This window comes from Legionella massiliensis (assembly GCF_000756815.1).
Lineage (GTDB): Bacteria > Pseudomonadota > Gammaproteobacteria > Legionellales > Legionellaceae > Tatlockia > Tatlockia massiliensis.
The window spans coordinates 364,871-383,945 of record NZ_CCVW01000001.1; the positions used below are offsets into that span (position 1 = coordinate 364,871).

Here is a 19,075-nt window from a genome sequence, read left to right on the forward strand (position 1 = left end):
AAAAAAACAGATATACCAAAAAGAATTCGAATTCCCACAGATTGGCCACGTGGATTCGAAATATCTAAGAAAATTAAGCACAATATGTCTGAATAAAATGAATAACCGTTTTAGCAAAATCATCATCCCAAAGATTATTATGACCCTTATTATCAGGAGCAACCAGCCTCTTAGGCTCATTGGCCTGATTATAAAGCTCCAGCCCTTGCTCAAAAGGAACAATCTGATCCCGCTTACCATGTAAAATCAGTACAGGGGCTTTTATTGTCGAGATTCGTGCTAACGAGTCAAATTTGTCCAAGGGAGGGATAAAAATCCAGGGATAGTGATAACGAGCGACAGCTGACAATGAGGTATAAGGCGATTGCAAGACCAATGCGCAAATAGGAAATTCCGAAGCCATTTTTACAGCAACACCTGTTCCTAAAGACTCACCATAGAGCACCACTGAGCGCGAGGAATTGGTTTGCTCTTGCAAAAAATGCATTGCAGCTCGAGCATCTGAATATAAACTCTCCTCGGCTGGCTTGCCCTTATTGCCACCATAACCACGATACTCAAGAAGCAAGGCACCAAATCCTGCACGTAGAAACTGGCGAATTAAAGGCATTCGATTGCCAATATGGCCAGCATTCCCATGTAGAAACAATAATGTGGGTTGATTAGCTTGGGCTGGCTTATACCAAGCCAGCAAATTGAGCCCATCCGAGGTTTTAAGCCAAAGCTCTTGCATATCTTCCGCATGAAATACTTGGCGACTTGGCATCTCCCTTGCTGGAAAATAAATTAAATTTCTTTGGAAGAGATACATTAATAGAGTAAGAATAATCAGAATAGAACAACTAACAGTAAAAATGGCTTTAATCATTTTCAAAACCCAGAGAAAGGGCTCCTATGTGGCTTTTAATTTTAATAGTTATCGTCATTATTGTTGTAGCGTTTCTTTGCAACAAAAATAGTCGACGCAAACTAAACATTATCCGTTGGCGCAAAGCCTTGTCGCTCAATAAGCATGCTGCTGTCTTCGAACAACTTTATGCTGATGTTGACGGCTTTAGTTTATCGCGTCAGGAAAGAACTGTCTCTGATTCCCCAGAATATGTCTATGGCGAAATTATCTTTGAACCCTTTATTGCTTTGCTCTCACTATGCCAACCAAACCCCTCGACTGTTTTTTATGATTTAGGCTCAGGCACAGGTAAAGCTGTTTTGGCTTGTTCTATGGTCTTTAATGTCAAAAAATCTTGTGGGATTGAGCTCTTCCCCGGCTTACACAATGCTGCCACCTCACAACAACAGCGTTTAATGCTAAAAACAGAGTATCAGGAAAATGGCTCTTGTATTGAATTTAAGAACAATGATTTCCTCCAAGTTGAATTAACAGACGCATCCCTTGTTTTTATCAATGCAACCGCTTTTTTGGGTGAGGTCTGGCTCGCAATATCCAAACACCTAGAACAACTAAAACCAGGCGCCCTAGTCATTAGCACCTCCAAGCCGCTACGCTCCAAACAATTCCTCACTATCCACAAGACTAAGGTAGCAATGACTTGGGGCATTGTTTCAGCATTCATTCAACAACGCCAGACGATCAATCATCCCTAGAGAAATCATAGAAAGACGTATTTTTTTTACAAGTCACTTGTAATTTTTCTTAATCCCGCATGGGAAGGGGATTGCATTGCAATAGATTATATTGCTACAGTTAATTGATAAGATTGAATAATTTCTTTACCCGTCTATACTGAAATAGAGTAGTAAAGAAAGTCATCACCTTTGCTGTCTTGGTGCTGACCCCTATCAACGCGGCTAACCGAGGTGGGTATGATTAAATCGGAACTCATTGCAAACCTTGCTGCAAAACTGACACATCTCCCAGAGAAGCAAGTGGCTGACTGCATTAATCGTATACTTGAATTAATGAGTGAAGCTCTAATTAATAATAAACGGATAGAGATCCGTGGATTTGGTAGTTTTTCCCTACATTACCGGCCTCCCCGAAACGCCCATAATCCCAAGACGGGTGAAAAAGTGGTTACTGAAGCCAAATACAGCCCTCACTTTAAACCAGGTAAGGAATTAAGAGAACGGGTTGATGCCTCTCGCGGGAAAATCCCTTTAAAAGATGATGACTAGCGAAAATGAACTAAAACAGGGTCTTTGTTGTAAACAAAGGCCACGGTTTATGTGTTTTGCGTAGAAATTCAAATTCTGGATTTTTTCTAGTATTCCTCGTTATTGCTATTCAAGGAGTATTATAAAGAAAGATTGTCTCTGGTATTATTGCGTCCCAATCCCTGATCCTAAAAGCGCAGACGAATCATCGCGAGAGGAATTAATGTCAAAGGCTAAAGTGTTCTCTTTGTTATTGGCTTGGTTAATAGCCCTTGGTGGCATTTTTGCCAATTTAGGGAAATTACCTTTAATAGATCCCGATGAAGGACGAAATGCCGAAATTGCCAGAGAGATGAGAGAAGCTCACTCCTATATCGTTCCTCTATATAATGGCCTGCCTCGTTTGGACAAACCAGCATTCTATTTTGACACCGTTGCCCTCTCGTTTAACTTTTTTGGCGAAAATGAAACCGCGGCAAGACTACCATCAGCGATATTTGGCCTTTTCACTTTAATTTTGGTCTGCTTATTCTGTATTCATGTCTATGATCTAACCGTTGCAACACTTGCCGTATTAATTTTAGGAACCACACCACTCTTTATTATTTTTTCACGCACCACGATCTTGGATATGGAGTTAACTTTTTTTGTCACAGCAACCTTGTTCGCTGGTTATATAGCTATAGAACATTTGCTGAAGAATAATCAAACTAGGGTTAAAATCTGGACGCTGTTAACTGTGGTAAGCGCCGCTTTCGCGACCTTAGTAAAAGGTCCAGTGGGCTTTATTTTACCGGTGATTGGTTTATTCGCTTATTTACGCAGTTCTAAGATGAAAGGGGGTAAATACTTCCTTTCCCCCTTGAATATGTTTGTTTTTTTTACAATTGTCTCCATATGGTTTTTCTCCGTTCTTTGGCATAGACCCGATTTTGCTTACTACGGACTTTTTACCGAAACCTTCGAGCGCTTTTTTTCAACAGGAAAAATGCATCGAGCAGGTTCCATTTATTACTACATCCCAGTCCTTTTAGCAGTCTTCTTTCCTTGGAGTTTGCTCTTAACAGAGATGGGTATACATGGGTGGAGAGAAAGATCTAAAGCTTTACGGGCAGATCGTTTGTTGACCGTTTTTGCAATAATTGTCGTCCTCTTTTTTTCAGTGTCCAAATCAAAGTTACCGGGATACATTCTTCCAGCCATAATTGCTCTAGGGATACTCATGGCACGCGCCTTTAGTATCGCCCTGAAAAATCCACATGCGATTGCAAAGCAGGCCATTCAACGCTCTACTATGCTACTAGTATTTGTCTGCGGCCTTGCAGCCATAGCCTTAGCAACTTACCACTTTGATGTGTTCAATCTGCAACAATTGATTCATTTACAAGAAAAAATCTCTGCGCAACTGCAGTTGTTATCGCCATCCATGTTAGTTGTATTACCGATAATTTGCCTGGCAGGAATAGGGGCAAGGCTGAGCCGCAACACCCTCGCTATGCTTACTGTCTTTACATTAACCCCTATTTTATTGGGCATTGTAGGTACCCCAGGAATCAAAGAGTACGCAGAGCAGATTTCTTCGCGTCGATTAGCAGAAAAAATTCACACACTTATGCCGGAAGGAGGCAAAGTAGTGTGTTATAAATGCATGCCAACCGGGTTACCCTTTTATTTACGACAAAATGTGGTTGTTATTAGCACGGATGGTAGCGAATTAACTGGAAACTATATACGTTTCTTCTTGGAAGAAACACCGCAATGGCCTGCGCAAATAGTACATTTCAATAGCGCATTTCAATGGTTTTCTCTTGAAAAGGCACCTCTTTTCCTCCTCATTCACAAGCAATATAAACCAGGAAAAATTTTTGCAATGATGAACAATGTTGATTTGCAAAGAATAACGCCACGCTGGCTTGGCGGTCTTCATCCTCCTCTAGAACAACAGTCCTGATTGGTCGTTTTTTTGACAAAACCTAACTCCTGGCCTAAGGTTAACGTCAGTTATGGATAAGAGTCATTTAACATCGAGAGAAATCAAAGTAATCGAGGCAAAAGCGCAGGACTAGCAGGGCTAATTCGAGCATTTTTGGGCACTTTTAGCGTAGAGTACTTTAATTTATCGAAGATTTTAAATGACTCTTATCCATAACTGACGTTAAGGTTAAATCGAAATTAAAAAATGACTGAAGGAGCTAAATATGGCTACTATTCATGAATATCGCCAACGAATAGATCACCGATTAAGTTATCTAGAAATGGAAGCAACTGCCCTCGAGGATGATTTAACACATACCCATGAGCAAGTCTTGCAAAAATATGAAACCCTAATAATGTCTTTACGCAATAGCCTGGTCACTGTGAAACGTAAATTCAAAGAATACAAGCAGCTAAGCACCCAACAAAGGAACTTACTTCTTGATAAAATTGATAGAATTCAGGTACATCTCACCCATGCACAGGCAGAAACAGAACAAGGTATTAGAGACAAGCGACAACAAATCATGACTGAACTTAGGGAGCTTGAGCAACATATTGACAGCTGCTTCAAACAAAAATCGACTGAACTCACTGAAACCATGCTGCAAGCTATCGATAAATTAAACGCTGAGTTCGCTGCTTTGGAAATTTTCTTTAGTTTGCAGAGTAAACGAGCCATGGAGAGCTTTCTTAACAATAGAGAAAAACTCGTCAATCAACTCCACGAATTCAATCACAATCTGCTAGAAAAATATAATTCGGGAGCACGAAAATCCTTACAAATCGAAAGAGAACTAAGCAAGGGCTTAAATACCATTAAGAGTGCCTTTTTGCACTTAAAGGATTAAGCCATACCTCGTCATCCTGAGCGCAGCGAAGGATCTCCTGAATGCAGCACTGTGCTAATCTCGGAGATCCTTCGCTGCGGATGACAAAGGGGAATGGCTATATCTCACGTACGTGGCAGTGTTACGCCAGTCTGACCTTGATATTTACCACCTCTATCACGATAAGAAACAGCGCATACCTCATCTGACTCTAAGAACAACATCTGAGCTACACCTTCATGAGCATAAATTTTGGCCGGTAAGGGAGTAGTGTTTGAAAACTCCAGAGTTACATGTCCCTCCCATTCAGGCTCAAGAGGCGTAACATTCACAATAATACCGCAGCGTGCATAGGTCGATTTACCCAAGCAAATGGTTAACACTGTGCGCGGAATACGAAAATACTCAACTGTTCGTGCCAAAGCAAAAGAATTAGGTGGAATAATACAAACGTCCGATTTCACATCAACAAAGCTATTTTGATCGAAAGCTTTAGGATCAACTATTGCTGAATTTATGTTTGTGAATATTTTAAACTCATCTGCACAACGTACGTCATAACCGTAGCTGGAAACACCGTAGGAAATAATGCGACCACTATCAGTCTCTCGAACTTGACCTCGTTGAAATGGAGAAATCATTCCATGTTCCAACGCCATTTTTTCTATCCATTGATCCGACTTAATTGCCATAAATGCCTGCCTAATATATTTGACAAAGAACAACCTTCTACCACAAAGCATTTAGTAGGGGAAGCTGATTTCTTAAAATTTATCTAAAATTTGACCATTGTTAACCCTTCGCTTTACTTTCTCCTAGCTTCCGTAACAACTCACCTAACTCAAGTGGCATTGGAAAGATCACTGTCGAAGCATTTCCATTTGCTAAGGTGTTTAGTGTTTGCAAATAACGTAGCTGCATAGATTGCGGCTCCTGCGCCAACACCTGTGCTGCTTGGAATAATTTTTCTGAAGCCTGTAATTCACCTTCTGCGTTAATCACTTTTGCTCGCCTGTCACGTTCTGCTTCAGCTTGTTTGGCAATCGCCCGGATCATACTTTCATCAAGATCAATGTGCTTAATTTCCACGTTAGATACTTTGATCCCCCACCCATCCGTTTGAGCATCAACTATCTTTTGCACATCAGCATTGAGTTTATCTCTTTCAGCCAGCATTTCATCAAGCTCATGCTGTCCTAAAACCGAACGTAATGTCGTTTGTGCTAATTGGCTAGTCGCTTCAAGGTAGTTTTCCACCTGAATTATTGCTCTTTGCGGATCAACAACACGGAAATAAAGCACAGCATTGACTCGTACAGAAACATTATCTCGCGAAATCACATCCTGACTAGGTACATCCATAACCACGGTTCGCAGATCAACACGCACCATTTGCTGTACAATAGGGATAAGAACAACTAAACCTGGGCCCTTAACTCGCCAGAAGCGACCAAGCATAAACACAACTGCACGCTCATATTCACGTAAAACTTTTAATGCGGACATCCATAAAAAAGCACCAATAATAATCAAAAATCCTAAAAATGAAATCATGACATCCTCCTTATCCTTGGGCGCTTATTTCTTCCACTTCCAATTGCAAACCGTCTGTAGCAATTACCTTTATCCTACTATCTGCTACGATACGATCTTTAGCATGCACACTCCAAATTTCACCCTTGATAACTGCTTGCCCATACACATTAATTTCCCCTAAAGCCCTTCCTTCTGCACCAACTAGCAAATTTACCCCATGCTGCAATTGCTTTTTCCTCGCTTTAAGGGTCATTGTCACTATTCCTAACAGGATAATGAGATTCGTAACAGCCATTGCTAGAATGGCCGAGCGGGCAATTTGATAACTTTGCTGGTCACTATCGATCAATAAAATTGAGCCCAAAACAAATGCCAGGGTACCACCTAGCCCCAAAGCGCCAAAGCTCGGTGTATAAGCTTCCGCAATGATAAAGATTAGCCCAAGTATAATCAGGCCTAAGCCAGCATAATTAACAGATAGGAGCTGTAGTGCATAGAGTGCTACTAGCAAAGCGATCGCACCTACAACACCTGGCAGGACAAATCCAGGACTTAGAAACTCAAAGAAAATACCATAAATACCCAACAGCAAGATCATATAAGCAACCGTAGGATTTGTTATTGCCTCCAAAAATCTGGTTCGCCAATTGGGTGATCTGCTTTCAATCTCTGCATTCTTAGTTTGTAGCTGAATTTTCTGACCATCTTGCATAACCATTTGTCCATTTAATTGCGATAGCAAGTCTGTTTGGTTATTAGCAATAAAATTAATCACCTTTGCATTCAGCGCCTCACTAGCAGTCATGGTCGCTGCATTTTGTATCGCCTTCTCAGCAAAGATTGGATCACGCTCGCGTAGTTGAGCTAGCGAGCGAATATAGGCAATACTATCATTGGTTATTTTTTTATCCATTGTCGATTTTTCGGAGCCACCTTGCTCATCCATTTCAGACATTAAGTTAACTGGGCTTGCAGCACCTAAATGGGTACCGGGTGCCATTACAGCTAGCGTACTAGCATAAAGTAAAAACGTGCCGGCACTCGCGGCACGCGCACCATTTGGTGCAACATAAACCACAATTGGCACCTTTGAACCTAAAATTTCCTGTACAATTTGCCTGGTTGAACTATCTAGCCCTCCTGGTGTATCAAGATTAATAAGTATCAAACCAGCATTTTGTGCTTCGCCTATACCTTGTGATAAATAATCAGCCGTAGCAGGGCCAATAGCCCCATCCACAGTAAATTCCACTACTTTTGTAGCGCTACTGTTGGGTAAAATAAAGAAGACTAGAAAACAGATGGTCAGTAGGTAGCGGAGCAAGTTAGATCCTATCATCTTGCATTCCTTAATTAGATTTATTTGGTTTCTGTTCTTATGATGATAAGCATAGCAGCATTTTATGCTGAAAATGATTATTTATTTTTTGCTGGAAGACGTTTGCAATGAAATAGGCTCTTATCCCGTATGAAGCGAACCTCATACGGAGTTTAAGTAGAATTTAGAAATATACACCTATCTGGCCTATCAAAGCATCTGCTGAGCGGCCCGTTCCAAAGGTAGGCAGATTGTTGAAGCCCGGTGCTGAAATACCATTGGCAAACTGAGTGGTTCGGTAATCAACATCATGGCGATATTCAAGACTTTCAACCGTGTCTTTCCAAATGGAAATATTAAATACCCCACTAATTCGATGTTTTGGCAAATTAAGCGCTAAGGTATCCTTCGTCCACTGGTAGCTTGCTGCAAATGATGCAGGTTTTTTGAAAGCCATAAAGGTGACACCAGCTTCAAGTTGCGCCGCCTGAGGCTTTGCGCCTCTACCCATAAAGCTCAAATCTCTTGTTTTAAAGCCTCGAGATGCTCCTACCCACTCAGCGGTTAAGCTATAGCGGTCAAAACTGAGGTTTCCATGGACATCAACACCAGCTACTTTATGAATCAGCTCACTACCATTAGTTGCTGAAGCAAAACCACCAAAGGTTGTAAAGGGAGCAGATCCCGTATTTTGCATTCCTGCTGAATCAGTTAAAGAACTGATATAACTCACGCCAAGATCCCCTGAAAGCTCGCCTGATTTAACGGTATATCCTAAATTTACACCCCCAATCCCAGAGTGTCCTAAATCTGTATCAGACTTAAACCCATAAACAGCGGCATAGGGTCCATGATCGGCTTGTGACTTATAACCCACAACGAAAGGCCTTGACTTGGTCCTTGCCAACCGCAGTGGTAATGACGAACTGATCATAGAAGTAGAGTATCGTCCAAAGGGAACATACATCTGACCAGCAGTAAAATAGAAAGGTGTTTTATCTAGATTACCAACGTTGACAAATCCCATATTCAAACTGAAGACAGAATTATCAACACGAGGCCCAACTGGTGGTGGTGTATCATCGTATGCCACAGACATAAATGCCTCAACCTTATCATTTAAGGCTGCAGCAACATCAAGCTCACTTGATCCTAAATTGACATCGGACTGATATTTTCCAACATAGGGTTGATTAATCATTGCAACAGGTTCAACTTTACCGCTGATAGCGATAATAGGCATATTTGGTTTGGGGTAGCCTATACTTTCATACGCCCTATATAGACGCCTTCTCTGTTCCATCAGACGAATATCGCGATTAATACTTGAAATGTTGACAATATAATCCGAACCATCAAAAGCCGGCCTATCTCCAAGATAAGGTGCGCTAACTATAGGGGTCCCAGCAATATAGCTAATTACCCGACCATCTGCGATTAATGCGGTTGGGAAGAAGCCTGTTGTACTCTTGTCTTGATCAACTACATGCACCATTAGCTGACTAGAATGATAAGTCTTACCTTCTTCTTTTATTAGTTGAGGCGTCGATTTAGGTGGAGGACCTTTAGGTGTTTTCGCTGCGACCACCTGTTTTGCCTGTGATGGAGGAGGAGTTTTCGCTTTTGCTGGCCTAACAGGCGCTTTCTTAAGCGGTTTTGTAGCTGTTTGTGCTACTAGCTTTTTTTGCAAACGATTTAATTGAGATTGCAATTGTCTTGTTTGCTCTTGTAAAAGTTTAATTTCACGCTGTAACTCTTCATTGTCAGCTGCAAATAGTGAACTAGACAAGAGAGAAATGGCAATTACTAGTGCTATGTGCTTCACACGAGATACTCCTGACTATTTTTTTTACTTCCTGGATTTTATGGAAGAAGGAGTATATCGCGCAAAAATCGCAGTGCCTAGTATATAGACATATTTTTTAGTTATACTTTTAGAAATAGAAAACTCATAAAAAAAGCCCACTGTATTATGGGCTTTTTTATGGAGCATTCTTTTATGCTACGAGTATCTATTATTTAATTTTACTATCTTGCTTAGCTATTCAGGTTTTAAGAACGGGACAAGATAGTAGAATCACTTAGATTAGATTATACATTTCCTACCCATTTAGCACCAAAATAGGGTCCATAGAGGCCGAAGTCGTTATTAAATGTACCTGCGCCAAACCCTACTTGCCCTCTTGATTCAAATGCTTGGAAGTAATTTAGAGCCTGGAAACCACCTTCAATATTTAAAGTTCCTTGCGCACACTCGTGTACATATTTAAGCCCTAATTTAGCTTCTAAGCTAGGTACAACTACTTTGCGAGAACGAGTGCTATGAAACTGTATTAACCCTGATGGCGCAAAAACATAGCCTTCCGAGTAGCGGGTTGTTCCGTAAAGCAATGAAGAGGCGGTATTTGCAGTAACGCTAAAGCCTTTCACCAAATCATAGGAATAATCAATTCCTACTACTGGACCGACACCATCAACATCTGAGTTGCGATATTGTTCGAATCCTAACACACCTTGTGCTAAGAGAGCCGTTGGAACTGCCCTATAGTTATTAGCGATATCAACGCGAATTTTCGCATACTGCAAACCACCATAGAAGCGAGCTTTTTTCCACTCCCCCATATCTACGTGCTGCCCAAGAACTAAGTTTACTTGGTCAAATTTATTTTCTTCATGTATCCCATAGGGGACACTGGTACGTGCAAATCTTGTGGATCCAATAAAACCACCGATATCAGAATCTATATCATAGTGCATTAAGGTCATTGTTATATCGTTGCCAGTATGGAAATGATAAGACCCTTCTATACGATAACCCCAACCCCAATCTGGTTGAGTGCTTTTGTAATTAAAGTTTGGGCGAAGATCAACAAAGCGGCTTTCATAACCTTTTGCTGTAGTGTATGTGGGCTGCAAATATAGGGCTTGTACTCCAAGATCCCACTTTCTTTCTTCACATGGGACGGTAACATTACCCGGGGTACAGACGGGACCCATTGTACCAGCAAATACTGCACTGCTACTTAAACCAAAAACAGCTACAGCTGATGCGAAGCCACTGACGGCTAAGTTACGAATTGCTAAGGTTGTTTTTTTCAACATGATCACTCCATTTATCTAAAAAAAAGCCCATCAACAAGTGATGGGCTTTACTAAAGCATTGCTAGTCTAGCAATTATACGTTACCAACCCACTTCAGACCAACGTATGGGCCGCTCAGAGCAAAGTTGCTTTCTCGAGAACTGTAAGTACCATCGCTATGACCAACTAGGATGTGGTTAGCATTCCAGTAGTTAACCCACATGTAACCAGCGTCCAGAGTTAAATCACCTTGAGCCATTGCGTAAGTGTATTTAGCACCTAACTTGGCTTCCATTTCTGGAACCATAGTAGTTTTTGAACCATGACCTGGGATACCAAACAACGGAGTTGTCAGTGATGGAACATAACCAAATGAACTTCTGAATTTGCCTTGACCAATCAACAGAGCAGTTGCGCCATTTGCATAGACAGCGAAACCATTGCCGAGGTTGTAAGACATGTCAGCACCTACACGAGGACCGAAACCGTTGAACTTAGTTTCAGCAGAAGCTAAACGGAAAGGAACTCCTGCAACAACACCGTATCTTGGGAAAGAAACTGGAGTAGTTAGGTTCGCGTCATAATCGTGCTCGATTCTAGCGTATTGAACACCACCATGGAAACGGATTACTTTCCATTCGCTGAAATCAACATGCTGACCTAATTCTACGTTAACAGCATCCCACTTAGGTTCGAAACTTGTTCTCAAAGAGTTACCAAGTTGAATACCGTTTGCAGTGACGATGTTCAGGTTAGGCAGAACGAAATCACCGAAATGATTGTCAGTTGACTTGTTCATGTGGTACCAGCTAACAGTCAGATCGTTGCCAGTATGGAAGTGGTAAGAGCCTTCTAACTTGAAGCCCCAACCCCAATCAGGATCGAAATCATGGTAACGTCTTACACCATTGAAATCTGTATTGTAGAAGTCGTAACCGTTACCAGCGCTCAACGTAGGTTGAAGGTACAGAGCTTGTACGCCGAAGTCCCACGCAGTTCTTTCACAAGGTACGGTAACATTACCAGGGGTACAAACAGGTCCCATGGTACCAGCAAATACTGCACTGCTACTTAAAGCAAGAACAGCTACCGCTGCTTTCTTCAAATTTAACATGCTTCATCTCCACTTTTTTATTATTAATTTCCCGTTTAGCCGTCAAACCACATCATGGGATTGACCACAGTACGCAATCATCGCTCTATCCGAGAACGTACATAGGCAAATTATCAAGTGCTACTTTCTCAAAGTCAACACTATTTCCACATATTTTCTCTATTAATTCGATAAATTATTTAGCTTTGCAATCGACAATGTTTTTTTTATGCCCACTGTAATTAATTCTCTACCAATCATGTGATAAAGCAGATAACCATAAGTAGCACCTTTTTGAAAATTGTGACTGGATTGCTGATATAATTCAATTTTTCAAGCTATTTAACTAATTGGAATCAACAGGTTGGCTAAACCTGGACAAACTGTAACAGATAATAAAGTGAATTGCCAAGAATTTTAGATAAGATAATATTCTAGTAGACTTATGGCTTTAGTTACCCATTGATTTATTTAATTATTTTTATTATCACACGACGATTAATCGCCTTTCCAGCTTCCGTATCATTCGGTGCCGCTGGATTTTTAATGCCATACCAGGTTATTGATATATCCTCTTCCTGCACCCCCAGATCAAGCAAATACTCCTTAACGGCCTCAGCCCTGTCTTCTGATACAGCATTATTATAAGATTTACGCCCAGTATCATCGGTATAGCCGGCAATCTTAATACGCTTGACGGAGTGATCCGCATGGCTGTATTCAGCAACTTTTCTTAGTTGTTTTTTCGCAGTTTCACTGAGTTCATAGCTGTTATTTTCAAATAATACAATAGATTCTCTCACGCTTTCATAATCGAATGGTAGAAGTGCTCCAAGGCACCGCTGATATTTAGCATAGACCTTTTGAAAACGAATTGGAGATAGTGAGACAGAGGTAGGAAAACCTTGCTCTGACATATACTGGAAACTGGTTTGATACCCCTCTGCTAGATAATTTAACAATTTAATTGCGGGATCTCTTGGTAGATAAAGCGCATATTCTCCCGGGGTAATCGAAGTTTTTGCTACCAAGAATACTTGCCCGCCCGGCTTCCATACAGGAGGTTTAGCAACGACTGCCGTAGGACGTGGATTTTGCACCTGCTGCCAATAACTCATAATAAAGTGTGCAGGTCTTGCGGCATATTGTTCAAAATAAGCTATTCCATAGTTGGGGATTGTCAACGCCAGGCCGCAGCGTAGGCGATTGCCACTCATATGCCAATTTTCTGTTCCCATTGGGCTTATATAATTAAGGTTTACAGCCGCATGAAGACTATTTATCGATAAACTGTATACAATTGTCAACTTAGCTAACCATTGTGTGCATCTCTCCAATGCCATTTTTGCGCATCCCGCCTAAAATCCGTGTTATTCTCTATTTATCGGCAATTTTACCGGAACCTTTATTGTGCAATCCTTATTAATTACTCGACCCGATGATTGGCATGTCCATTTTCGTGACGGCTTGGTTCTTGAGAACACAGTTTCAGCCACAGCCAAACATTTTGCTCGTGCTCTGGTAATGCCTAATTTAAAACCAGCACTTATTTCGCTCGACGCTTTACTTGCATATCGGGAGCGAATTCTTTCAGCGCTGCAGCAAGACTATTCTTTTAATCCCTATATGACCTTCTATCTAAACGAACAAGTAAATCCTGAAGACTTGCAAAACGCAAAAAACTTTCCTTGCATTTTAGGTGCTAAATTATATCCCGCTGGTGCAACAACCAACTCTGATGAAGGAGCGCGCTCTTTGAAAGCACTCTATCCTCTATTGGATATTATGCAGCAACAAAATCTGGTATTACAGATTCACGGTGAGGTTACGCATGGGGATATCTTTCATAGAGAAGCTGAGTTTATTAAAACCTGTTTAGCGCCATTAGCAGCAAACTTTCCCAAGCTCCGTATTGTATTAGAGCATATCTCAACAAAGTCTGCAGTTGAGTTTGTAACCCAAGCATCAGAGAATATTGCCGCGACAATTACTCCTCATCATCTGTTTTATAATCGAAACCAACTTTTAGCGGGGGGTATTCGCCCTCATTACTATTGTTTACCTATATTAAAGAAGGAAACCGATCAAAAAGCTTTGCAACAGGCCGCAACTAGTGGTAACCGTAAATTCTTTGCCGGCACTGATAGTGCTCCACACGCCCAAACTTCGAAAGAAAGCGCCTGTGGTTGTGCTGGGATCTATTCAGCCCCTTATGCTGTCGCCATGTATGCACAAAGCTTTGCAGAGCTAAATCAGCTTGATAGACTTAACGCTTTTCTTGGGCACTTTGGTGCTGAGTTTTATCAGCTTCCTATTAATCAGTCAGAACTTTTATTAAAAAGAATTTCACAATCCATTCCCAAGGAACTCCCTTTGGGAAAGGAACAAGTTGTCCCTGTCGCCGCTGGCGAAGAATTGGAATGGAGCGTTTATGAATCTGCGTGATATTGCCTTTAGCAAACAATTAAAAGATAGATTTCGCGGATTTATGCCCGTTGTAGTGGATGTAGAAACGGCTGGAATTAATCCCCAGAAAAATGCCTTGCTAGAAATGTCTATTGTTTTAGTTGATATCGATGAGCAAGGTTTTTTTATTCGTGGCTCTACTTATTTTGAGCATATTCTGCCTTTTGATGGTGCGGAGCTCGATGCAAAATCGCTTGAATTCAACCAAATTGACCCTTTTCAACCACTTCGATTTGCTGTCGATGAAAAGCAAGCCTTGGAAAAGCTATTTATCCCTATTCATCAAGCTTTAAAGAAATCTAAATGCCAACGTGCCGTTTTAGTAGGCCATAATGCTTGGTTTGATTTGTTATTTGTCAAAGAAGCCATTAAACGGACTGGTGTAGCATCACCATTTCATTCATTTACCTGTTTTGATACGGCAACTTTGGCTGGTCTTATCTATGGGCAAACTGTTTTGGCGAAGGCGGTAAAGGCAGCAGGAATTAGTTTTGATCCTAATGAAGCTCATTCTGCCATTTATGATGCAGAGAAAACTGCGGACTTATTTTGTGCGATGCTAAATACTTGGCGTGAAGTTCATAAAGAGTAGACGTACTCGTCTTTATAGATGAGTACGTCCCAAAAACTTATAGATTTTCTGAATGTTCAGCAAGGTATTGAGCAACCCCTTTAGGTGAAGCCTTCATTCCTGCTTTACCTTTTTGCCATCCGGCTGGGCATACTTCTCCGTTTTCTTCAAAAAACTGTACTGCATCAATAAGACGAATAATTTCATCAATATTGCGGCCGATCGGCAAATCATTAACGATCTGTGAACGAACCATACCGTTCTTATCAATAATAAAAGCACCACGGAATGCAACACCTGCAACAGGATGCTCTACACCATAGGATTGACAAATTGTGTGAGTCATATCAGCTGCCAATGTGAATTTCACTGGTCCAATTCCACCATCTTTAACTGATGTGTTGCGATATGCATTATGAGTAAATTGTGAGTCAATAGATACAGCAACCACAGCAACTCCACGTTGATTAAATTCATCCATACGATGATCAAGAGCAATAAGTTCTGAGGGACAAACAAAAGTGAAATCTAAAGGATAGAAAAACACTAATCCGTATTTACCTTTCAACTCTTCATGCAGGTTGAATTTATCTGCAATTTCACCATTACCCAAAACTGCAGGAACTGTAAAATCGGGGGCCTTTCGACCAACCAAAACGCTCATCTATATTCTCCTTGATTAAGCACACTGTCTGTGTGTTAGATTAAAATTACGCTTGAGACTCGACCGCTTCACGCAATAAGGTCTCTAACTCGCCTTGTTGGTAAAGTTCTACAATAATATCTGAACCGCCAATTAATTCACCTTTCACGAACAATTGTGGAAATGTTGGCCAATCTGCATATTGTGGGAGGATTTGGCGGATATCGGGATTAGCCAAAATATCGACATAAGCAAAGGTTACTCCACAAGCATCGATACATTGCACTGCTCTGGCAGAGAAACCACATTGAGGCATTTTTGGGGTACCCTTCATATAAAGTAGTATCGCATTTTCAGCAATTTGCTGTTTTATTTTATCAATTGTTTCCACTAAGACACCTATTTCATAAGAAAAAATAAAAAACATCTCTAATTATGGCGAAAAGAGAACCATGAAGCAACCACGTTTGCCCAAAATTAGAGCAAACGTACTAAATGAGACTATATATTATAGACCTTTCTCAATTTTCTGCTTCCCGTTACGGCTCAGTCCACAATGAAAAGGGAAACCACCCCTAGCACTTATAATGAATCCTGCTAAACTTACAACTTCACTAAAAACTAGGAGTTTTTTCATGGCATTCACTTTACCAGCTTTACCTTATGCGAAGAACGCTTTAGCACCTTATATTTCAGAAGAAACGCTCGAATACCATTATGGCAAGCACCATAACACCTATGTAGTCAATCTTAATAAGCTCATTGCTGGAACTGAATATGAAAATCTGAGCCTGGAAGAGATTATAAAAAAAGCACCAGCAGGTGGATTATTTAACAATGCCGCACAAGTATGGAATCATACTTTTTACTGGCACTGCTTGAGCCCCAAGGGAGGCGATGAACCAACAGGAAAATTAGCTGATGCGATTATTAAAACCTTTGGCTCCTTCTCTGTCTTTCAAGAGCAATTCACACAAGCAGCAATCGGCACCTTTGGTTCAGGTTGGGCCTGGTTAGTTCAGGATAAAGCGGGTGAACTTAAAATTACTAGCACTAGCAACGCAGGAACCCCTATGACTGAAGGTCAAAACGCGTTAATGACTTGTGATGTTTGGGAACATGCTTACTACATCGATTATCGCAATGCGCGCCCTGAGTACCTCAAAGCATTTTGGTCTTTGGTAAATTGGGATTTTATTACATCTAATATGCGTTAATTGCAAAAGCACTGCCCAAATCCAAGATTTATAAGGATTGGGCGTGTGGTCATTGAGTATTAAGGAGTATACATGGCACTTGTCACAAGTTATAACCCCTTGCCAATTTCCTTTACCCATGGTGAAGGGGTTTGGCTCTATGATGAAGAGGGCAAAGCTTATTTGGATGGCTTAAGCGGTATTGCTGTCTGTGGTTTAGGGCATGCCCATCCAGATATTACCCGCACAATTCAGCAACAAGCAGCAAAACTCTTACATACATCGAATGCTTATATTATTAAAGAACAGGAACTGCTTGCTGCAAAATTGACTTCACTTTGCAACATGGATCAAGTTTTTTTTGGCAACTCAGGCGCAGAAGCCAACGAAGCCGCAATCAAGCTTACCCGTCTTTACGGCCATAAAAAAGGCATCGAAACACCATCAATCATTGTTATGGAGCGAGCTTTTCACGGCCGAACAATGGCGACTCTAACCGCATCGGGAAGCCGTAAGGTCCAAGCAGGATTTGAACCCTTTGTTCCTGGGTTTATTCGCGCTCCCTTTAATGATATTGATGCAATCCATACCATCGCGGCAAATCGGGATGACGTCGTTGCTGTCATGATTGAGCCTATTCAAGGAGAGGGCGGTATCTATGCTGCGGATGATTCCTATTTACGTGCCTTAGCCCAGCTATGTAAAGAGCATGAATGGTTACTTATCATGGATGAAATACAAACTGGTAATGGTCGTACAGGAAAATTTTTCGCTTCCATGCATGCCAATATTCAACCAGATATTATAACCACAGCAAAAGGTTTAGGAAATGGCATCCCCGTAAGTGCCTGTCTTATGCGCAATAAGGCTTGTGACCTTTTTAAACCCGGCAATCATGGCTCAACCTTTGGCGGAAATCCCTTTGCTTGTGCAACGGCATTAACCGTTCTAGATGTTATGGAACGTGATAAAATTTGTGAGTTGGTTACCCATAACAGTGCAATCCTAAGAGAAAAATTAATGCAAGCCTTTGGTGAGCACCCCAATGTCCAGGCAATACGCGGCAAGGGATATATGTTAGGCGTTGAACTCGATAGACCTGCCAATGATGCCCGTCTCATTGGATTAAAAAACGGCCTGCTTTTCAATGTGACTTCTGAGACTGTTATCCGTTTGCTACCACCTTTGATCATTAATGAAGAGGAAATCGATGAGCTTGTCAGCAGATTAACCATGACAATTAATCAATTTATCGGAAAATGAAGCTCATCAAACAATGGCGTTATTCAAACGCCATTGTTTGGCAAAACTCAGCAAAAACCTGCTTAATTTGCTCAGGATTATCGAACCAGGGGTAATGAGAGGCTGCAGCAATCTCTCGAATCAAAATATTATCTCGCTGAAAATCAACTGATTCAGAAAATAATTTAAGCGGTGTGAGGTTATCTTGCTCCCCAGCAAAAATTAAGGTAGGAATCGCTTGTGGCACCCATTTAGCTTCATAGGTTTGATCAAAATTGCTTTCTGACCAGAGATGGCTTTTATGATTAAAGGATAAGGTTTTAAGCATAGCCTCCATTTTTTCTCTGCTTTCAGCCTTAGAAAAATAAGGTAGGCAAGCAATAGTCAGTTCCTTTAACAAATCATTTGAAGGGCTTTCCTGATAGCGTTGTTGCAAAGGAGCGATTCCTGGCAAGGGATGCTTTTCTACATACTCAATAAAATACTGCTGCCAACCCGTATGAGGAGCAGAATCCATCAATACCAAACCAGTTAAATTAGCTTCTAAACCAGCGGTAGCCAAAGCAAACATTCCTCCTGAGGAGTGAGCCACCAAAATGACATTGTCAACCTGTTGTGTCGCTTCAATGAGCCCTTGCTGCCAATTGGAAAAATCCCACTGATCGGAATTATTTGATCCATCACCAGGCAAATCCAAATACCACAGATTACCTGGAAGGGTTAATAACTCGACAAGATTTGCTAAGGATTCTGAGCCCAACCCAGGGCCACCGGCTAAAAATAACCAGTTGAGCTTTTTCTCATTATTACTACTAATTAAGCGCATTCGCGCTCCGGACTCTGTCCAAAATAATGTTTTTTTCATATTACCTACTGTTTGTGTTAAACAACGAAACTTTCTCCACTATAACTAGCGCTTGTAGCCAAGGCAGAATCACTTTCTGACGGAGTGATACTTATTGTAGGCTCACTTGAGTGTGTCGCTATGAAATTGGAGCTGGAGTTGAAAA

19 protein-coding genes are annotated in these 19,075 nt (G+C 41.1%); 8 read left to right on the forward strand and 11 right to left on the reverse strand.

The window, feature by feature from the left end:
- Nucleotides 1-73: 73 nt before the first annotated feature.
- On the reverse strand, nucleotides 74-868 hold the full coding sequence (locus tag BN1094_RS01525) for an alpha/beta hydrolase (protein WP_043872659.1): 795 nt from the start codon (nucleotides 866-868) through the stop codon (nucleotides 74-76).
- Between the two features lie 26 nt (nucleotides 869-894).
- On the opposite strand from BN1094_RS01525, the gene BN1094_RS01530 reads away from it, so the two are divergent.
- The 4 genes from BN1094_RS01530 to BN1094_RS01545 all read left to right on the forward strand — a co-directional run bounded on the left by BN1094_RS01530 (nucleotide 895) and on the right by BN1094_RS01545 (nucleotide 4,940).
- On the forward strand, nucleotides 895-1,605 hold the full coding sequence (locus BN1094_RS01530; RefSeq protein WP_043872660.1) for a class I SAM-dependent methyltransferase: 711 nt from the start codon (nucleotides 895-897) through the stop codon (nucleotides 1,603-1,605).
- A 219-nt stretch (nucleotides 1,606-1,824) separates the two neighbouring features.
- Nucleotides 1,825-2,136, forward strand: a complete 312-nt coding sequence (locus BN1094_RS01535) for an integration host factor subunit beta (protein ID WP_043872661.1) — start codon at nucleotides 1,825-1,827, stop codon at nucleotides 2,134-2,136.
- A gap of 202 nt (nucleotides 2,137-2,338) precedes the next feature.
- Nucleotides 2,339-4,066 (forward strand): ArnT family glycosyltransferase, encoded by a 1,728-nt coding sequence (locus tag BN1094_RS01540; RefSeq protein ID WP_052403071.1) that lies wholly within the window; start codon nucleotides 2,339-2,341, stop codon nucleotides 4,064-4,066.
- 247 nt (nucleotides 4,067-4,313) lie between these two features.
- Nucleotides 4,314-4,940 carry a hypothetical protein gene (locus tag BN1094_RS01545; RefSeq protein WP_043872662.1) on the forward strand — a complete coding sequence of 209 codons (627 nt, stop codon included), beginning with the start codon at nucleotides 4,314-4,316 and terminating at the stop codon, nucleotides 4,938-4,940.
- Nucleotides 4,941-5,044: 104 nt separating this feature from the next.
- Here BN1094_RS01545 and dcd read toward each other — a convergent pair whose 3' ends face one another.
- The 7 genes from dcd to BN1094_RS01580 form a co-directional block, all read right to left on the reverse strand.
- Entirely contained in the window at nucleotides 5,045-5,611 is a 567-nt protein-coding gene (gene dcd, locus BN1094_RS01550) for a dCTP deaminase (protein ID WP_043872663.1), read from the reverse strand.
- Between the two features lie 100 nt (nucleotides 5,612-5,711).
- Nucleotides 5,712-6,473: a slipin family protein gene (locus BN1094_RS01555; RefSeq protein ID WP_043872664.1), complete on the reverse strand. Its 762-nt coding sequence runs from the start codon at nucleotides 6,471-6,473 to the stop codon at nucleotides 5,712-5,714.
- 10 nt (nucleotides 6,474-6,483) lie between these two features.
- Nucleotides 6,484-7,794 (reverse strand): NfeD family protein, encoded by a 1,311-nt coding sequence (locus BN1094_RS01560; RefSeq protein ID WP_081934930.1) that lies wholly within the window; start codon nucleotides 7,792-7,794, stop codon nucleotides 6,484-6,486.
- 163 nt (nucleotides 7,795-7,957) lie between these two features.
- Entirely contained in the window at nucleotides 7,958-9,598 is a 1,641-nt protein-coding gene (locus tag BN1094_RS01565; protein WP_043872665.1) for a FlxA-like family protein, read from the reverse strand.
- 266 nt (nucleotides 9,599-9,864) lie between these two features.
- Complete coding sequence (locus BN1094_RS01570) at nucleotides 9,865-10,875, reverse strand: Lpg1974 family pore-forming outer membrane protein (RefSeq protein WP_043872666.1); 1,011 nt, start codon at nucleotides 10,873-10,875, stop codon at nucleotides 9,865-9,867.
- A 73-nt stretch (nucleotides 10,876-10,948) separates the two neighbouring features.
- On the reverse strand, nucleotides 10,949-11,968 hold the full coding sequence (locus BN1094_RS01575) for an Lpg1974 family pore-forming outer membrane protein (protein ID WP_043872667.1): 1,020 nt from the start codon (nucleotides 11,966-11,968) through the stop codon (nucleotides 10,949-10,951).
- A gap of 446 nt (nucleotides 11,969-12,414) precedes the next feature.
- Nucleotides 12,415-13,290 carry a flagellar protein MotY gene (locus BN1094_RS01580; protein WP_043872668.1) on the reverse strand — a complete coding sequence of 292 codons (876 nt, stop codon included), beginning with the start codon at nucleotides 13,288-13,290 and terminating at the stop codon, nucleotides 12,415-12,417.
- A gap of 67 nt (nucleotides 13,291-13,357) precedes the next feature.
- Here BN1094_RS01580 and pyrC point away from each other — a divergent pair, with 67 nt between their 5' ends.
- Both pyrC and rnt read left to right on the forward strand, forming a co-directional pair.
- Entirely contained in the window at nucleotides 13,358-14,392 is a 1,035-nt protein-coding gene (pyrC, locus tag BN1094_RS01585) for a dihydroorotase (RefSeq protein ID WP_099908954.1), read from the forward strand.
- Complete coding sequence (gene rnt / locus BN1094_RS01590) at nucleotides 14,379-15,005, forward strand: ribonuclease T (RefSeq protein ID WP_043872670.1); 627 nt, start codon at nucleotides 14,379-14,381, stop codon at nucleotides 15,003-15,005. The genes pyrC and rnt overlap by 14 nt, the downstream gene beginning before the upstream one ends.
- 37 nt (nucleotides 15,006-15,042) lie before the next feature.
- Here the strand turns inward: rnt and BN1094_RS01595 are convergent, their stop codons facing one another.
- A complete protein-coding gene (locus BN1094_RS01595; RefSeq protein WP_043872671.1) occupies nucleotides 15,043-15,648 on the reverse strand; it encodes a peroxiredoxin in 606 nt (201 codons plus the stop codon).
- A gap of 46 nt (nucleotides 15,649-15,694) precedes the next feature.
- Nucleotides 15,695-16,018, reverse strand: coding sequence for a Grx4 family monothiol glutaredoxin (gene grxD, locus BN1094_RS01600; RefSeq protein WP_043873645.1), 324 nt, complete (start codon nucleotides 16,016-16,018; stop codon nucleotides 15,695-15,697).
- A gap of 244 nt (nucleotides 16,019-16,262) precedes the next feature.
- Here grxD and BN1094_RS01605 point away from each other — a divergent pair, with 244 nt between their 5' ends.
- Together BN1094_RS01605 and BN1094_RS01610 are read left to right on the forward strand one after the other, a co-directional pair.
- Nucleotides 16,263-16,844 carry a superoxide dismutase gene (locus tag BN1094_RS01605; RefSeq protein ID WP_043872672.1) on the forward strand — a complete coding sequence of 194 codons (582 nt, stop codon included), beginning with the start codon at nucleotides 16,263-16,265 and terminating at the stop codon, nucleotides 16,842-16,844.
- A gap of 72 nt (nucleotides 16,845-16,916) precedes the next feature.
- Nucleotides 16,917-18,086, forward strand: coding sequence for an aspartate aminotransferase family protein (locus tag BN1094_RS01610; RefSeq protein WP_043872673.1), 1,170 nt, complete (start codon nucleotides 16,917-16,919; stop codon nucleotides 18,084-18,086).
- Nucleotides 18,087-18,105: 19 nt separating this feature from the next.
- Here the strand turns inward: BN1094_RS01610 and BN1094_RS01615 are convergent, their stop codons facing one another.
- On the reverse strand, nucleotides 18,106-18,891 hold the full coding sequence (locus BN1094_RS01615) for an alpha/beta fold hydrolase (protein ID WP_043872674.1): 786 nt from the start codon (nucleotides 18,889-18,891) through the stop codon (nucleotides 18,106-18,108).
- Nucleotides 18,892-19,075 lie beyond the last annotated feature (184 nt).

Excerpts from the sequence above, each read along its gene's own strand:
- BN1094_RS01525 (WP_043872659.1), bottom strand. The coding sequence starts at position 868 with ATGATTAAAGCCATTTTTACTGTTAGTTGTTCTATTCTGATTATTCTT.
- BN1094_RS01530 (WP_043872660.1), top strand. The coding sequence starts at position 895 with ATGTGGCTTTTAATTTTAATAGTTATCGTCATTATTGTTGTAGCGTTT.
- BN1094_RS01535 (WP_043872661.1), top strand. The coding sequence starts at position 1,825 with ATGATTAAATCGGAACTCATTGCAAACCTTGCTGCAAAACTGACACAT.
- BN1094_RS01540 (WP_052403071.1), top strand. The coding sequence starts at position 2,339 with ATGTCAAAGGCTAAAGTGTTCTCTTTGTTATTGGCTTGGTTAATAGCC.
- BN1094_RS01545 (WP_043872662.1), top strand. The coding sequence starts at position 4,314 with ATGGCTACTATTCATGAATATCGCCAACGAATAGATCACCGATTAAGT.
- dcd (WP_043872663.1), bottom strand. The coding sequence starts at position 5,611 with ATGGCAATTAAGTCGGATCAATGGATAGAAAAAATGGCGTTGGAACAT.
- BN1094_RS01555 (WP_043872664.1), bottom strand. The coding sequence starts at position 6,473 with ATGATTTCATTTTTAGGATTTTTGATTATTATTGGTGCTTTTTTATGG.
- BN1094_RS01560 (WP_081934930.1), bottom strand. The coding sequence starts at position 7,794 with ATGATAGGATCTAACTTGCTCCGCTACCTACTGACCATCTGTTTTCTA.
- BN1094_RS01570 (WP_043872666.1), bottom strand. The coding sequence starts at position 10,875 with ATGTTGAAAAAAACAACCTTAGCAATTCGTAACTTAGCCGTCAGTGGC.
- BN1094_RS01575 (WP_043872667.1), bottom strand. The coding sequence starts at position 11,968 with ATGTTAAATTTGAAGAAAGCAGCGGTAGCTGTTCTTGCTTTAAGTAGC.
- BN1094_RS01580 (WP_043872668.1), bottom strand. The coding sequence starts at position 13,290 with ATGGCATTGGAGAGATGCACACAATGGTTAGCTAAGTTGACAATTGTA.
- rnt (WP_043872670.1), top strand. The coding sequence starts at position 14,379 with ATGAATCTGCGTGATATTGCCTTTAGCAAACAATTAAAAGATAGATTT.
- BN1094_RS01595 (WP_043872671.1), bottom strand. The coding sequence starts at position 15,648 with ATGAGCGTTTTGGTTGGTCGAAAGGCCCCCGATTTTACAGTTCCTGCA.
- BN1094_RS01605 (WP_043872672.1), top strand. The coding sequence starts at position 16,263 with ATGGCATTCACTTTACCAGCTTTACCTTATGCGAAGAACGCTTTAGCA.
- BN1094_RS01610 (WP_043872673.1), top strand. The coding sequence starts at position 16,917 with ATGGCACTTGTCACAAGTTATAACCCCTTGCCAATTTCCTTTACCCAT.
- BN1094_RS01615 (WP_043872674.1), bottom strand. The coding sequence starts at position 18,891 with ATGCGCTTAATTAGTAGTAATAATGAGAAAAAGCTCAACTGGTTATTT.